We start from the raw sequence: 15220 nt of genomic DNA, 5'->3' as shown, positions 1-15220 counted from the left end.
ACTCGATGCGATCGTTCCGGAAAATTTATGCGTCATATCCCATCAGCTTTCGAAATGCGCCCCTTGTGTGCGCCCTCGTGAGGACTAGCGTCCCCGAGCCATGGGACACCTGGACCACGCCGCCTTCGGCTGGCTTACCCCCGTGCTGTCGTACGTGATGGCCTGCATGGGCGCCGCCCTCGGGCTTCGCTGCACCGTGCGGGCGCTCGACGCCCAAGGCCGCTCCCGGCGCAACTGGCTGATCACGGCGGCTTCCGCGATCGGCACCGGCATCTGGACGATGCATTTCGTGGCGATGCTGGGCTTCGGCGTCACCGGCACCGACATCCGCTACAACGTTCCGCTGACGCTGCTCAGCCTGCTCGTCGCCATGCTGGTCGTGGGCGGCGGGGTCTTCGCCGTCGGGTACGGACGCGACCGTCCCCGGGCCCTGCTGCTCGGCGGCCTCACGACCGGACTGGGCGTGGCGAGCATGCACTACCTCGGCATGGCAGCCCTGCGCCTGCACGGATCCGTCCACTACCACCCCGTGCTCGTCGGACTGTCCGTGGCCATCGCCGTCATCGCGGCCACCGCCGCCCTGTGGGCCGCGCTGAACATCAAGTCACCGGTCGCCGTCGCGATCGCCTCGCTCGTCATGGGCGCGGCGGTCAGCAGCATGCACTACACCGGCATGATCGCGGTCGACGTGCGGGTCGACCCATCGGGAGAGGCGCTCGCCGGGGCCACGACGATGCAGTTCGTCTTTCCCCTCGCCGTCGGCCTCGGCTCCTATCTCTTCCTCACCTCCGCCTTCGTCGCGCTCTCCCCGACCGCGCGGGAACGCGCCGCCTATGCCTCGGCCGAACGGCTCGCCGAGACCTCGGCTCCCTAACGCTGTGGCCGGGAAGGTTTGCCGGGTGGCTCGCGGCTCCCCCAGCTACCTCCCCCAGCTACCTCTGGGGGCGTCCCCAGGGTGCCCCCAGAGGTGCCCCCAGGTGCGGTGCATCGCAAGGCGGAGCATCACAGCTCGTACTCGGCCGTACTCGCGCGATGCGACAACAGTGGGGGTACCTCCCGTGCCCGAAGGGCTACGGGGGAGAGGTGCCGCCGGACGTCGCGAGCCGGTGAACCTTTCCGGTCACAGCACTATCCCCTAAGCCCCGTACCGTAAGCGAGGACACCTGTGCGAACACCCCGCAGGACCCTGGGCACCGGCATATCGCCCGCCCCGCCCACGACGGCGGCGCGCGGACGGCGGGCCCACGCCGGCCCGCCCGCGGACGAGAGAGACGACCCCCCGGCGGCCTCGGACGAGGCGCGGGTGCCTGCGGCCGGGACCCAGCGCCGCCGGTGGCGGCTGCGTCCCAGGACCGTCCGCGCGAAAATCATCTCGCTGCTGATGGTGCCGGTCGTCTCGCTGCTCGCCCTGTGGGGGTTCGCCACCGTCACCACCGCCCAGGACGTGGCCAGGCTGCGCCAGTCCCAGCGGGTCGACCAGCTGGTGAGGGCACCGGTCGCCGCCGCGATTGCCCGGCTCCAGGACGAACGCCGGGCCGCCGTACAGCAGGTGGCGGCCCCCGACGCGGAGCGCGGGGCCGCACTCCGGCAGCAGGCCGCACGCACCGACGACGCGGTGGCCGCGCTGAGTCTGGACAGCGGCCACACCGTTGCCGAGGGCGGAGACCTGCCGGCCGGGGTGGCGGACCGTCTGGAACGGTTCGTCGCCGCTGTACGGAAGCTGCGCGCCCTGCGCGCCGATGTCCTCGACGGCGTGGCCGACTGGGACGCTACGTACCAGCAGTACACCTCCACCATCGCCACGGCCTTCACCATCGCGGGTGGACTCACCGGCATCCAGGACGCCGAACTCGGCTCCGACGCCCGAGTCCTCTACGAGTTCACCCGGGCCGGAGAGATGCTGTCCCGGGAGGAGGCGCTGCTCGCCTCCGCGCAGCTCACCGGCACGCTGAGCGGATCGCGGCTGCGACTGTTCGCCGGCGCCGTGGAGACCCGCCGCACCCTGACCGACTCCGCCGCGGCCGACCTGCCCGGATCGCAGGGCGCCGCCTGGCACGACTTCACCCGGTCAGGCGTGTACGCGGTGCTGGGCAACACCGAGGACAAAGTGCTCGCCGCCAGTCCCGGCCGCAATGCCGCTGTCGCCGTACCGGCCGCCACCTGGGAACAGACCCGGGCGGGCGTGGAGAAGGGCATGCGGGCCATCGAGTCCGGCGCCGTGCGCAGCGCCGCCGAACGGGCGGACCCGTTCACCCGGGGTGCACTCACGCCCGCGGGGGCGGCCGTGCTCCTTGGGCTCGTCGCCGTGGCCGCCTCCCTCGTCATCTCGGTCCGCATCGGCCGCGGTCTCGTCGTCGAACTGGTCACCCTGCGCAACAGCGCCCTGGCGATCGCCCGCCGCAAACTGCCCCGTGCCATGCGTCGGCTCCGGGCCGGCGAGGAACTCGACATCCTCGCCGAGGCCCCGGCGGGGCCGCCCGCGCAGGACGAGATCGGCCAGGTCGGCGAGGCGCTCACCACCGTCCACCGGGCAGCGCTCGGCGCGGCCGTCGAGCGCGCGGAGCTGGCCAGCGGCATCTCCGGCGTCTTCGTCAATCTCGCCCGGCGCAGTCAGGTCCTGGTGCACCGTCAGCTCAATCTGCTGGACAGCATGGAACGCCGCGTCGACGACCCGAACGAACTCGGCGACCTCTTCCGGCTCGACCACCTCACCACCCGTATGCGGCGTCACGCCGAAAGCCTGATCATCCTCTCCGGCGCGGCCCCAGGCCGGGCCTGGCGGACACCCGTCCCGCTCACCAACGTGGTACGTGCCGCCATCTCCGAGATCGAGGACTACGCCCGTGTCGAGGTCCGCCACTTCCCCGACACCGCCGTCACCGGTTCGGCCGTCGCCGACCTCACCCATCTCCTCGCCGAGCTCATCGAGAACGCCGCCCAGTTCTCCCCGCCGCACACCAAGGTGCGGATCAACGGCGAACCCGTCGGGAACGGCTATGTGCTCGAGATCGAGGACCGCGGTCTGGGCATGGGACCGGAGGCCCTGAAGCAGGCGAACCTGAGGATCGAGCAGTCGGAGGCGCTGGACCTCTTCGACAGCGACCGGCTGGGCCTCTTCGTGGTCAGCCGGCTCTCCGCCCGGCACGCCGTCAGGGTGCATCTTCGGACCTCGCCGTACGGGGGAACCACTGCGGTCGTCCTGCTGCCCACCGGACTGCTGAAGACGACCGCGAACGAGTCCGGGGACGCGGCCCCCTCCCGGGCGCAGGTACCCGCCCCGGCATCACGGGCGGCGGAGGAGCCACCGTGGGCCGTACAGCCCGCACAGCCGGCCCGAACCGCACCGCCCGGGCCGCCGCGCCCGCCCTCCCACCCGGTCCTTCCCGAGCAGCTCCCCCAGCATGAGCAACCTGTGCCCGCCGGGGTCACGGCTCTGCGGGACCGTATGCGGCCCCCGCCGCAGGGCAGCATCGGACGCGTCACGGACGACACCGACGACGAAAACACCGAGCGCGGCGGCGCGCCAGCCGGCAGACTGCCGCGCCGGGTCCGTGGGGCCGGCCTCGCCCCCCAGCTGCGCGGGGCCCCGGCGCCCGAGACGCCCTCCTCCGGCGACCGAGAAGGCGCCGCGGAGCGCACACCGGAACAGGTCAGGGACCGTATGACTGCCTATCTCAGCGGCTGGGCCCGCGGTGGCGGCACCCCGGCAGGCAAGTCCAGTGAAGGAGACCACGCATGATCGAGCACCACAGGATGGACACCGCGCCCCGCTCCGGTGAACTCGACTGGCTGCTGGACGACCTCGTCCTCCGGGTCGCGGAGGTCAGGCACGCGGTGGTGCTGTCCAACGACGGCCTCGCCGTCGGCGCCTCCAGCGCCCTGTCCCGCGAGGACGCCGAGCACCTGGCCGCCGTGGCCTCCGGCTTCCACAGCCTTGCCAAGGGCGTGGGCCGGCATTTCCGGGTCGGCGGAGTACGCCAGACGATGGTCGAGATGGACGAGGGTTTCCTCTTCGTCGCGGCGGCCGGGGACGGCTCCTGCCTTGCGGTGCTCAGTTCCGTCACCGCGGACGTGGGTCTGATCGCCTATGAGATGGCCAGGCTGGTGAACCGGGTCGGCGAGCACCTGGCCACCCCGGCACGGCACCCGGCCCAGCCCCCGGCGGCCGGGTGACCAGCGGCAGAGAGACACGTCCCATGACCGAGCATCTGCCCGACGGCCGCTGGTACGACGCGGAAGCCGGACCCCTGGTCCGTCCGTACGCCATGACGGGCGGACGGACCAAACCCGGTCCGAGCGGGGTGCGGTTCGACCTCATCGCGCTCGTCGTCGTCGACACTTCGCACGGATCCGTCGACGCGTCGCTGCTCGGCCCCGAGCACCGCACCTTGCTCGGGCTGTGCAGTTCCCAGACGCAGTCGGTCGCCGAACTCGCGGCCGACGCCGATCTGCCGGTGGGCGTGGTCCGGGTCCTGCTGGGGGACCTGCTGGAAGGCGGTTTCGTCAAGGTCAGCCGGCCCGTACCCCCCGCACAGCTCCCGGACGAGAAGATTCTGCGAGAAGTGATCGAGGGGTTGAGGGCGCTCTGAGAGGTGTCCGGCGGATCACCCGTCCGGCGGATCAGGCCGGGCGGAGCAGTGAGGTCATGACCTCGTGAAGCACCGCCTCCGGCTCGGGAACGGGACCGGCCGCGCGCCAGGCGACAAAGCCGTCCGGGCGCACCAGGACCGCACCTCCGGCCGTCGTGCCGTGGACCTCGGCCCAGTCGGCTCCGTTCTCGGGGGCAAGTTCGGCCTCCGGCCCGCTGTCCACCCGGTAGGCGTCCAGCCGCAGGGACAGCTGCTCGGCGACGCGTGACGCCGCCGCGTGCCAGTCCTTGCCCTCGGCCCCGCTGAGGAGGACGAAGGAGCGCTCGTAGAGGTCGAGCGTGGAGATCCGCTTGCCGGACCGGCGGACCCACATGTGTGGGGCCCGGGTGCCCGGCTCACCGCCCAGCTGCATCCGTTCGGGTACGACGGGCAGTTCGGAGTCGGCTCCCAGGACAGCGCCGCGGGGATAGCGGTATCCCATGGCCACCGTGAGCATTCCGCTCTGCCTCCCGCCGCCCACGCCGGGAGCGGGGGCGTACCCCGGGTGGCTGTGCTCCACGGAACGGGCGGAGGCACGCGCACTGGTGGCCCGGGCCAGCGGCAGGCGTTCCATCTCGTACGTCTCCAGGAGGCCGGGGCCCGCCCAGCCCTCCAGTACGGCGGCGAGCTTCCAGGCGATGTTGTGCGCGTCCTGGATGCCGGTGTTGGACCCGAACGCCCCGGTGGGGGACATCTCGTGGGCGGAGTCCCCCACGAGGAAGACCCGGCGGTCCGCGTACCGCTCCGCGACGCGCTCCGCGGCGTGCCACGGGGCCTTTCCGGTGATCCTGACGTCCAGACCGGAGACGCCGGTCGCCTTCTTGATGTGCTCGACGCACCGCTCGTCGGTGAAGTCCTCCAGCGTCTCACCCCGGTCGGGGTGCCAGGGCACATGGATCACCCACTTCTCCCGGTTGTCCACCGGCAGCAGCGCCCCGTCGCCGTCGGGGTCGGTCAGGTAGCAGACGATGAAGCGCCGGTCGCCCACGATATCGGCGAGCTCGCGGGAGTCGAAGGTGATGCTGACGTTGTGGAACAGGTCGCCGGGCCCTGTGTGGCCGATGCCGAGCCGCTCCCGGATCGGGCTCCTGGGACCGTCGGCCGCGATGAGGTAGTCCGCGCGGACCGTGGAGTGCTCGCCGGTGTCCCGGTTCTTCACGATCGCGGTGACACCCTCCGCGTCCTGTTCGAAGGACAGCATCTGGGTCGAGTAGCGCAGGTCGCCCGTGTACTCGCGGGCGCAGGTCAAGAGCACCGGTTCCAGGTCGTTCTGACTGCACAGACACCATGTGCTCGGGCTGAAACGCGCAAGTGTGTCACCGGGGTCGATCTTCTTGAACAGCCACTCGCCCTCGTCGTCGGTGAGCGAGGACGTCTGCAGGATTCCGTGGTTGCCGGCCAGGATCGAGGCGGCGTCCTTGATCCGCTGCTCCGCTCCGGCGACCCGGAACAGCTCCATCGTGCGCACATTGTTCCCGCGTCCGCGCGGATGCATCGAGGTGCCCGCATGCTTCTCGACCAGCATGTGCCTGATGCCGAGTCGGCCCAGGAACAGCGAGGAGGACAGGCCCACCAGGGAGCCGCCCACGATGAGGACCGGCACCCGGTGGTCGAACTCTTCGTTCATCAATGACTCCATTTCCAGCCACCTTTGGGGATGGTGTTTCCATGCCCTCGGGGGAGCGGTTCGCTCGCCCATTCACCCGCGTGGTTCACGTAACTCGCGCCGCCGGTGGTACCGGCTCACGATCAAATTCCGGCACCGCCGGATCATCACTCGGAATCCATGACGACTGGAGTGTGCAGGATGACCATCTCGGAACGTATATCCCAGTCCGCCTTCGACGGCTCCAGGCTCCGCGTCGTATTGCTGCTGGACCTTCATGACGGAGCTCAGCAGCAATTCCTCGAGGCATATGAGCTCCTGCGCAACCAAGTGGCGTCCGTTCCCGGTCACATCAGCGACCAGCTGTGCCAGTCGATCGAGAACCCCTCGCAGTGGCTCATCACCAGCGAATGGGAGAGCGCCCCGCCCTTCCTCGCCTGGGTGAACAGTGAGGAGCACGTGCAGACGGTCCGACCGCTGCACGGCTGTGTGAGGGACACCCGGTCTCTGCGGTTCAGCATTCTGAGGGAGACGGGCATCACCTCCTCAGTCACTGCCTCGCAGACCAAGGGACGGCTGCAGGCCTCGCCCCGGGTGGGGGACGGCGTGGTCCGCCACGCTCTCACCTTCACCGTCAAGCCGGGCAGCGAGGACAAGGTCGCGGAGATCCTGGCCGGATACACCTCGCCCGAGGCGCAGGTGGACGACACCACACGGCTGCGGCGCACTTCCCTCTACATGCACGGAAACCGCGTCGTACGAGCGGTCGAGGTGCAGGGCGATCTCCTTGCCGCGCTGCGCCACGTGGCCCGGCAGCCGGAGATCAGGGCCGTCGAGGAGGCCATCAACCCGTATCTGGAGCAGGACCGTGACCTCGGCGATCCCGACTCCGCCAGGGTGTTCTTCACCCGGGCAGCGCTCCCGGCAGTGCATCACGTCGCGGCCGACGCGCAGGAATCCCCGGATCTGACGAGGCACGCCCTCATCTATCCGGCCAAGCAGGGGTGCGGTATGGCCCTGGCGCGACTTCTCGCCACTCAGGACGAGGCGTCGCTCGACGACCCCGCGTGCCCCATCACCAGCACGACGATCTTCCAGCGCGACGACATCGTCGTCCGGCTCATCAACGCACACGGACCCATCGACGCCGTGCCCTTCCAGGCGCTCGGAGTCCAGGGCCCCCGCAAGTCGGCCGTTCTGGCACGGCTGCTCGACGAGAGCGTGACCGGATCCCTGGAAGACGAGAAGGAGGTCGTGCGCTTCCTCGAGCGCGCCGACATGCGACTGATCACCGACCGCCGGTCCCCGGATGCCTGACCCTGCAGGAGACACATCATGACCACAAACCGCCCTCGCGTCGTGGACCTCAGCGAGACGCAGCCCAACCGCAGACGCGGAGGTGACCTGCGCGCCATGCTCACGCCCACGACGGTTGGGGCCACCAGCGGGTTCATGGGGCTGGCCCTCGTGCAGCCCGGCGAGCGCATCGGCGAGCACTACCACCCGTACTCCGAGGAATTCGTGTACGTCGTGAGCGGTGCGCTCGAAGTGGACCTGGACGGGGAGCCCTACCGGATCCGGCCCGACCAGGGGCTGCTGATTCCCCCCTACATGCGGCACCGCTTCCGCAATGTGGGGGACGTGGAGGCCCGCCTGGTCTTCCACCTGGGTCCGCTGGCCCCCCGTCCGGAACTCGGCCACGTCGACACGGAGGACACAGCGATGGAGGGAGCCACAGAGGCCGCCCCGCCTGAACGAACCGGGGCAGTTTCATGACCCGGCGCGTGGCGGTCACCGGGGTCGGTGTCGTGGCCCCGGGCGGCCTGGGCGTGCCGGCGTTCTGGGACCTCCTGGCGAACGGCAGGACCGCTACGCGGGGGATCACTCTCTTCGACCCGAAGGGCTTCCGCTCGCGCATCGCCGCCGAGTGCGACTTCGATCCGGCGGACCACGGCATCGACGCGGAGACGGCGCAACGCGCCGACCGCTACGTCCAGTTCGCCATGGTCGCGGCTCGCGAGGCGATACGCGACGCGGGCCTGGACCCCGAGAAGGAGGATCCCTGGCGTATAGGGGTGTCCCTGGGCACCGCCGTCGGGGGCACCACCCGTCTCGAGCACGACTACGTCGCGGTCAGCGGCTCCGGCCGACGCTGGGACGTGGACCACCGCTTGGCGGGTCCCCATCTGCACCGGGCGTTCTCACCGAGCGCGCTCGCCTCCGAAGTGGCCCAGCAGACCGGTGCGCACGGCCCGGTGCAGACCGTCTCCACGGGCTGCACCTCCGGGCTCGACGCCATCGGTTACGCCTTCCAGGCCATCGAGGACGGCAGGGTCGACGTCTGCGTCGCCGGTGCGTCGGACTCGCCGATCTCCCCGATCACGATGGCGTGCTTCGACGCCATCAAGGCGACCTCTCCGAACAACGACGACCCGGGCCATGCCTCGCGGCCCTTCGACCTCCACCGTGACGGATTCGTCATGGGAGAGGGCGGAGCGGTGCTCGTCCTGGAGGAGCTGGAACACGCCCGTGCCCGCGGTGCCACCGTGTACTGCGAAATAGGCGGCTACGCCACCTTCGGCAATGCGTACCACATGACCGGTCTCACCCGCGAGGGCCTGGAAATGGCCCGGGCGATCGACACCGCGCTCGACCACGCCCGCGTCGACAGCTCGCAGATCGACTATGTCAACGCGCACGGCTCGGGCACCCAGCAGAACGACCGGCACGAGACGGCCGCGGTGAAGCGGTCACTGGGCGCACACGCCTACGACGTGCCCATGAGCTCGATCAAATCCATGGTGGGCCACTCGCTGGGCGCCATCGGAGCGATAGAGATCGTGGCCTGCGTCCTGGCCCTCGCCAAACAGGTGGTGCCGCCCACGGCCAACTACGAGACACCGGACCCCGAGTGCGACCTGGACTATGTGCCACGCACCGCGCGGCCCCTGAAGCTGCGCAGTGTGCTCTCGGTCGGCAGCGGGTTCGGCGGCTTCCAGTCCGCCGTGGTCATGACCCGACCAGAAGGAAGGACAAGATGAGCGTCCCGCACAGCCGGCGTCCGGCCGTCACCGGCATCGGTGTCGTAGCCCCCAACGGGTTGAGCACGGATGCCTTCTGGAAGTCCACGAAGGAGGGCATCAGCGTTCTCGACCGGGTCACTCGTGACGGGTGTACGCGTCTGCCGCTCCGCATCGCCGGCGAGGTCCGCGGATTCGACCCCGCCTCGGTGATCGAGGAGCGCTACCTGGTCCAGACCGACCGGTTCACCCATTTCGCGATGGTCGCGACCGAGCTCGCCCTGGAGGACGCCCGGCTCAGCCGTGCCGAGAACAGTGACTCGCCGTTCTCGGTGGGAGTGGTCACCGCCGCCGGATCCGGCGGCGGTGAGTTCGGCCAGCGTGAGCTGCAAAGGCTGTGGGGACAAGGATCCCGCTACGTCGGCCCGTATCAGTCCATCGCCTGGTTCTACGCGGCGAGCACCGGCCAGATATCGATACGCGGCGGCTTCAAGGGCCCGTGCGGAGTCGTGGCAAGTGACGAAGCGGGCGGCCTGGACGCGGTCGCGCACGCGGCCGGAGCCATCCGGCGCGGCACCGACACGATCGTGGTGGGTGCGGCCGAGGCACCGCTGGCGCCGTACTCGGCCGTCTGCCAGCTCGGCTACGAGGAGCTCAGCACCTGTGACGATCCGGCCCGGGCCTACCGCCCCTACACCACCGGCGCCTGCGGATTCGTACCCGCCGAAGGCGGCGCCATGCTCGTGGTCGAGGAGGAGACGGCGGCTCGCCGTCGGGACGCCAAGATCCGCGCCAGGTTGGCCGGGCACGCCGCGACCTTCACCGGGGCCTCCCAGTGGGAGCAGTCCCGGGAAGGACTGGCCCATGCGATCCGCGGAGCGCTGCGGGACGCCCGCTGTGCTCCGGAGGAGATCGACGTGGTGTTCGCGGATGCGCTCGGCGTACCGGAGGCCGACCGTGCCGAAGCGCTGGCGATCGCCGACGCCCTGGGCAAGCACGGCCTGCGCGTGCCGGTCACGGCGCCCAAGACCGGCACGGGGCGGGCGTACTGCGGAGCGCCGGTGCTGGACACCGCGGCGGCGGTGCTCGCCATGGAAAACGGCCTCGTACCGCCCACGCCCAATGTGTTCGACGTGTGCCATGACCTCGATCTGGTCACCGGTAGCGCCCGCCCCGCCGAGCTGCGTACGGCACTGGTACTCAGCCGGGGGCTCATGGGCTCCAATGCGGCGCTCGTGCTACGGCACGGCAGCGACGCTCATTCGTGAGAAAGGAGAACTCCTTCATGATCACTCAACTGACCGTCCAGGAACTGGCGGCGCTGATGAAACACGCCGCCGGCGTCACCGTCGACGCGAACGACCTCGAGCGCAGGCCCGACTCCGCCTTCAACGACCTGGGTCTCGATTCGCTCGGTCTCCTCGGCATCGTCGGCGAGCTGGAGAACCGGCACGGGCGGGCGCTGCCCCCCGACGCCGAACGCTGCAAGACCCCGCGGGAATTCCTCGCCCTCGTCAACACCACTCTCATGGCTGGAGCCTGATGTGTCTGGGCACACCGAGAACGACATCACCATCGCCGCGCCCCTGGACCTCGTCTGGGACGTGACGAACGACATCGAGAACTGGCCGCAGTTGTTCAGCGAGTACGCGTCGGTCGAGGTCCTGGACCGGGCGAACGGCAAGACCACCTTCCGCCTGACCATGCACCCCGACGAGAACGGCAAGATCTGGAGCTGGGTCTCCGAGCGGGAGGCCGACCGCGACCGGCTCACGGTCCGCGCCCGCCGGGTCGAGACCGGTCCCTTCGAGCACATGAACATCCGCTGGGAGTACGAGGAGACTCCGGACGGCACTCGAATGTACTGGACGCAGGACTTCGCGATGAAGCCCGACGCCCCGGTCGACGACGCCTGGATGACCGAGAACATCAACCGCAACTCGCGCATCCAGATGGCGCTCATCCGGGACAAGATCGAGCAGCGTGCCCGCGGCCACCGGACGGAGGTCTCCTGATGCATCAGGCCCTGATCGTCGCCCGGATGGCCCCGGAATCGGCCCCGCACATCGCCGAGATCTTCGCGGCCTCCGACAGCGGCGAACTGCCGCACCTCGTCGGGGTCACCCGCCGCAGTCTCTTCCAGTTCGGTGATGTGTACCTGCACCTGGTCGAGGCCGACCGGCCGCCCGGGCCGGCGATCGCGAAGGTGGTGGACCATCCGGCGTTCCGGGACGTCAGCGAACGGCTTTCCGCCCACGTGAGCGCGTACGATCCGCTGACCTGGCGGAGCCCGAAGGACGCCATGGCCCACGAGTTCTACCGCTGGGAGCGAGAGGTCACGGCCTGACAGGCGCAGACCGTGAACACGCCGATCGCCGGCTCCGCAGACAGGACGCGGAGCCGGCGATCGGTGTGTGAGTACCCGGTCGCTCAGCCGGGGACGGAGCATTCGAACGCGTGGAGGTACGCGTTGACAGGGCGGATCTCGCCGACGCGCAGACCGGCTTCGGTGATCCGCTCCACCAGGCTCTGCTTGGTGTGCTTCGCTCCGCCCACGTTGAGCAGGAGCATCAGGTCCATCGCGGTGGTGAACTTCATCGAGGGAGTGTCGTCGACGAGGTTCTCGATGACCACGACCCTGGCTCCGGGGCGGGCCACGGCGAGGACATTGCGCAGGGTCCTCCGGGTGCTGTCGTCGTCCCATTCCAGGATGTTCTTGATGATGTACAGATCGGCCTCGACCGGGATGTCCTCGCGGCAGTCCCCGGGGACGATACGCACCCGGTCCGCGAGCGCGCCGCCGGGCCGCAGAGAGGGGTCCGCCTTCTCCACCACGCGTGGCAGATCGAGCAGGGTCCCGCGTAGGGCCGGGTGCTTCTCCAACAGGCTCGCCAGCACATGCCCCTGGCCGCCTCCGATGTCCGCGACCGACGACACCCCGGTGAGGTCGAGGAGCTCCGCGAGTTCCTCCGCCGACTGCTTGCTGGAGGTGGTCATGGCCCGGTTGAACACATGGGCCGAATCGTGTGCGTCCTCGTGCAGGTAGTCGAAGAACCCCTTGCCGTAGATCTCCTGGAAGACGCTTCTGCCGGAACGCACCGCCTCGTCGAGCCGCGGCCAGGCATCCCAGGTCCAGGGCTCCGTGCACCACAGGGAGATGTACCGCAGGCTGTGCGGATCGTCGTCGCGGAGCAGCCGGGACATGCTGGTGTGGACGAACTTCCCGTCCTCGGTCTCGGCGAAGATCCCATAGCAGGACAGGGCACGCAGCAGCCGCCGCAGGGCACGCGGTTCCGTCTTCACCGCGGCCGCCAGGTCCTCCGGTGTCGCGGGCGCGTCCCCCAGTGCGTCGGCGACGCCCAGCCGGGCCGCCGCCCGTACGGCCGCGGCGCACGCCGCCCCGAACACGAGCTCCCTCAGCTGCATGGAGGGGGCGGGACTTACGGTAGTCATTTACGGCCTCGATTCTCTTGAGTGCAGATGCCGGTCAGCACAGTCCGGCCGGCTCGGAACGCGTGCACACATTGCCGTTGAACTTGTTGTTGTGCGTTCCGGTTTCCCTGACGGCCAGGTCTGCTGTCGTGTTTCCCGTCAGCACGTTGTCGCGAATGACATTGCGCTCGTTGACGGCGCCCACGAAGCTCTTGAACAGCACGACCCCGCCGGAGAAGGGGGTGGATCCCACGTTGCTCTGGATCACATTCGACTCCACGAGCGTGTCCGTCGTGCCGGTGAGGACGATTCCGGCCCCCTGCATGTCCGGGAGCCGTGGGGTGGCCGCGCAGTACTTGTTGTTCTTGCTGACGGTGTTGCCGCGGATAATCATCGATCCGGCCCGCGGCAGGGATTCGTCTCCCACGACGAACACCCCCGCGCAGTTGGCGCTGAAGATGTTGTCCTTCACGGTGAGGTTTCTGACGCGCCTGATCGTGGCGCCGATGCGGTTGCCCAGGAGCTGGTTGTCCCTGATCTCCGTCCCCAGGGTGTCCGTGGCGCCGGCTTCCGTGTCGACCGTGTTGGAGACGAAGAGGCCCGACTCGGCGTTGTCCCGGGCGATGTTGCCCCGGAAAACGCTGCGGGTGGACCTCTCCTCGGCGATGCCCCACTGACCGTTCTTCTCGGCGGTCACCTCCCTGACGGTCAGCTCGTCGGTCCGCGTTGCCCAGACGCCGTTCTTCGTGAAGCCGGTCAGTTTCAGCCCCCGGACGGTCACACGCTCGACGGGGTGCGCGTCCGTTCCCGTGACACAGATTCCGTTGCCCTTCTGTGCGCAGGCATTCACGGCGGGCACGGCCGCCGGCCTGATCACGGTCTGCTCGCCCGCGCCGCGCAGGGTAAGGTTCGACTTGGTGATCAGCACGCTCTCACGGTAGGTCCCGGGCGAGACGACAATGGTGTCTCCCGGCTGAGCGGCTTCCACCGCTTTCTGGATCGATTGCCCCGGATGCACTACGTGACGCGTCCCGGCGGCGGCCGGCGGGGCGCAAGCCAGCCCCGATGCCACGACGGCTGCGATGCATCCGAGGTACTTGATCTGTTGTGTCGTCATGAGCCGAAGTTATGGGCGATCAACTCCGCTCGCCACATCTGCTGACCCGACGCCTGTTTATTACGCCATTCCGGTATCGAATTGTGTACCCGAATGGCCGTCAAATGGGCCTGGTGCGATCACAATGCTCAAAGTGCGCTCTCAGCCCTCGGTGTGGGGCCCGTTTTGCCATGATGCAGGCTTCGTACTCATGCTCCTGAGAGAAGTGATCGATGGCAACCGAGCACTCCGAGTTGGCCGAAGAACCCGGTATCGCCCTCGCTCTGAAGATCCTTGTCGCGGGCGGGTTCGGCGTGGGCAAGACCACCCTGGTCGGATCGGTCAGCGAGATACGCCCCCTGCGCACCGAGGAGCGGCTCAGCGAGGCGGGCCGGACGGTGGACGACACCGTCGGCGTCGACCGGAAGACCACCACCACCGTGGCCATGGACTTCGGCCGTATCACCATTCGCTCCGGCCTGGCTCTCTATCTGTTCGGCACCCCGGGCCAGGACCGCTTCTGGTTCCTGTGGGACGAGTTGTCCCAGGGCGCCCTCGGCGCGGTAGTCCTGGCCGACACCCGGCGCCTCGAAGACTGTTTCCCGGCGGTGGACTACTTCGAGCACCGCCGCATCCCGTTCGTCGTCGCGGTCAACTGTTTCCCGAGGGCCAGGACTTACGGAGCCCATGAGGTCTCCCGAGCCCTGGACCTGGACCATGGCACACCGGTGGTGTTGTGCGACGCCCGTGACCGTGACTCGGGCAAGGAGGTGCTCATCCGGCTCGTCGAGTACGCCGGACGGCTCCATGCGGCCCGGCTTCTGGACTCGGTCGGGTGACCGGAGCTCGCCCGGGCATGGCTGCGCTCTCCGGGGGCGCGATGTCCGCCGGCCGCAGCGCGGCGGGCCGCACCCCCGGTCTCAGGCGTGCGGCAGTTGTGCCCAGACGACGCGGCCCGCACCGCCGGCGGCCATCTGGGAGCCCCAGGACGTGCTGACGGCGGCGACCAGCAGCAGCCCGCGGCCGTTCTCGTCCTCCGGCGTCTCGCACACCTTGGGGCCGCCGGGTTCAAAACCCTCGTCCTGTACCGCTATACGGATGCCGGTATCGCTGTGCCGCAGTTCGCAGACGATCCGCGCGCTGGCCGTGTGCATGACCGCATTGGTGAACAGTTCCGAGACCACCAGCGCCGCGGTGCCGCGGGTCTCGTCGCCCACGGCCCAGCTGTCGAGCCGGCCGCACGTCAGACGTCTGGCCCGGGAGACGGCGTCGGGGCGCGCCGGAAGTTCGAATCGGTACCGGTCCGTGCCGGGTGGAGGCCGCAGGCCGGCCTGGTGGGACGTCATCGCGTTACTGAGGACCACGACGCATTCCTAACGATGGGGGACATGCGCCGTAGGACGTGCCGCAGGCGTCCGCGCACAGGTGGGCCGCGGGC

The 15220-nt window shown here is 69.4% G+C and carries 16 protein-coding genes; 12 read left to right on the top strand and 4 right to left on the bottom strand.

What is annotated here, in order from left to right; genetic code table 11:
- Positions 1–100 precede the first annotated feature (100 nt).
- The 4 genes from ABD858_RS00535 to ABD858_RS00520 all read left to right on the top strand — a co-directional run bounded on the left by ABD858_RS00535 (position 101) and on the right by ABD858_RS00520 (position 4589).
- Positions 101–874 (top strand): MHYT domain-containing protein, encoded by a 774-nt coding sequence (locus tag ABD858_RS00535; RefSeq protein ID WP_345033702.1) that lies wholly within the window; start codon positions 101–103, stop codon positions 872–874.
- A gap of 291 nt (positions 875–1165) precedes the next feature.
- Positions 1166–3739: a sensor histidine kinase gene (locus ABD858_RS00530; protein ID WP_345033701.1), complete on the top strand. Its 2574-nt coding sequence runs from the start codon at positions 1166–1168 to the stop codon at positions 3737–3739.
- Positions 3736–4173: a roadblock/LC7 domain-containing protein gene (locus ABD858_RS00525; protein ID WP_345033700.1), complete on the top strand. Its 438-nt coding sequence runs from the start codon at positions 3736–3738 to the stop codon at positions 4171–4173. The genes ABD858_RS00530 and ABD858_RS00525 overlap by 4 nt, the downstream gene beginning before the upstream one ends.
- A gap of 23 nt (positions 4174–4196) precedes the next feature.
- Positions 4197–4589, top strand: a complete 393-nt coding sequence (locus ABD858_RS00520) for a DUF742 domain-containing protein (RefSeq protein ID WP_345033698.1) — start codon at positions 4197–4199, stop codon at positions 4587–4589.
- A 31-nt stretch (positions 4590–4620) separates the two neighbouring features.
- Here the strand turns inward: ABD858_RS00520 and ABD858_RS00515 are convergent, their stop codons facing one another.
- Positions 4621–6255 (bottom strand): FAD-dependent oxidoreductase, encoded by a 1635-nt coding sequence (locus tag ABD858_RS00515; RefSeq protein WP_345033697.1) that lies wholly within the window; start codon positions 6253–6255, stop codon positions 4621–4623.
- Between the two features lie 180 nt (positions 6256–6435).
- On the opposite strand from ABD858_RS00515, the gene ABD858_RS00510 reads away from it, so the two are divergent.
- The 7 genes from ABD858_RS00510 to ABD858_RS00480 are packed head-to-tail and all read left to right on the top strand — an operon-like array spanning position 6436 to position 11601.
- On the top strand, positions 6436–7551 hold the full coding sequence (locus tag ABD858_RS00510) for a SchA/CurD-like domain-containing protein (RefSeq protein WP_345033696.1): 1116 nt from the start codon (positions 6436–6438) through the stop codon (positions 7549–7551).
- 18 nt (positions 7552–7569) lie between these two features.
- Complete coding sequence (locus ABD858_RS00505) at positions 7570–8010, top strand: cupin domain-containing protein (protein WP_345033695.1); 441 nt, start codon at positions 7570–7572, stop codon at positions 8008–8010.
- Positions 8007–9275: a beta-ketoacyl-[acyl-carrier-protein] synthase family protein gene (locus tag ABD858_RS00500; protein WP_345033694.1), complete on the top strand. Its 1269-nt coding sequence runs from the start codon at positions 8007–8009 to the stop codon at positions 9273–9275. Before ABD858_RS00505 ends, ABD858_RS00500 begins: the two co-directional genes overlap by 4 nt.
- Positions 9272–10522 carry a ketosynthase chain-length factor gene (locus ABD858_RS00495; protein ID WP_345033693.1) on the top strand — a complete coding sequence of 417 codons (1251 nt, stop codon included), beginning with the start codon at positions 9272–9274 and terminating at the stop codon, positions 10520–10522. Before ABD858_RS00500 ends, ABD858_RS00495 begins: the two co-directional genes overlap by 4 nt.
- A gap of 17 nt (positions 10523–10539) precedes the next feature.
- Entirely contained in the window at positions 10540–10797 is a 258-nt protein-coding gene (locus ABD858_RS00490) for a phosphopantetheine-binding protein (RefSeq protein WP_345033692.1), read from the top strand.
- Between the two features lies 1 nt (position 10798).
- The gene (locus ABD858_RS00485; RefSeq protein ID WP_345033690.1) at positions 10799–11269 is read left to right on the top strand and encodes an SRPBCC family protein; all 471 of its coding nucleotides are present in this window, start codon (positions 10799–10801) and stop codon (positions 11267–11269) included.
- Positions 11269–11601, top strand: a complete 333-nt coding sequence (locus tag ABD858_RS00480; protein WP_345033689.1) for a TcmI family type II polyketide cyclase — start codon at positions 11269–11271, stop codon at positions 11599–11601. Before ABD858_RS00485 ends, ABD858_RS00480 begins: the two co-directional genes overlap by 1 nt.
- Positions 11602–11684: 83 nt before the next feature.
- Here ABD858_RS00480 and ABD858_RS00475 read toward each other — a convergent pair whose 3' ends face one another.
- Positions 11685–12707, bottom strand: coding sequence for a methyltransferase (locus ABD858_RS00475; protein ID WP_345033688.1), 1023 nt, complete (start codon positions 12705–12707; stop codon positions 11685–11687).
- Positions 12708–12741: 34 nt separating this feature from the next.
- On the bottom strand, positions 12742–13803 hold the full coding sequence (locus ABD858_RS00470; RefSeq protein ID WP_345033687.1) for a right-handed parallel beta-helix repeat-containing protein: 1062 nt from the start codon (positions 13801–13803) through the stop codon (positions 12742–12744).
- A 212-nt stretch (positions 13804–14015) separates the two neighbouring features.
- On the opposite strand from ABD858_RS00470, the gene ABD858_RS00465 reads away from it, so the two are divergent.
- Complete coding sequence (locus tag ABD858_RS00465) at positions 14016–14621, top strand: GTP-binding protein (RefSeq protein ID WP_345033686.1); 606 nt, start codon at positions 14016–14018, stop codon at positions 14619–14621.
- An 81-nt stretch (positions 14622–14702) separates the two neighbouring features.
- Here the strand turns inward: ABD858_RS00465 and ABD858_RS00460 are convergent, their stop codons facing one another.
- Positions 14703–15128, bottom strand: coding sequence for an ATP-binding protein (locus ABD858_RS00460; protein ID WP_425586297.1), 426 nt, complete (start codon positions 15126–15128; stop codon positions 14703–14705).
- Positions 15129–15220 lie beyond the last annotated feature (92 nt).

It is taken from the genome of Streptomyces sannanensis, assembly GCF_039536205.1.
Lineage (GTDB): Bacteria > Actinomycetota > Actinomycetes > Streptomycetales > Streptomycetaceae > Streptomyces > Streptomyces sannanensis.
The sequence above is the reverse complement of the archived record's forward strand: the minus strand, read 5'-3'. Positions and strand labels throughout refer to the sequence as shown.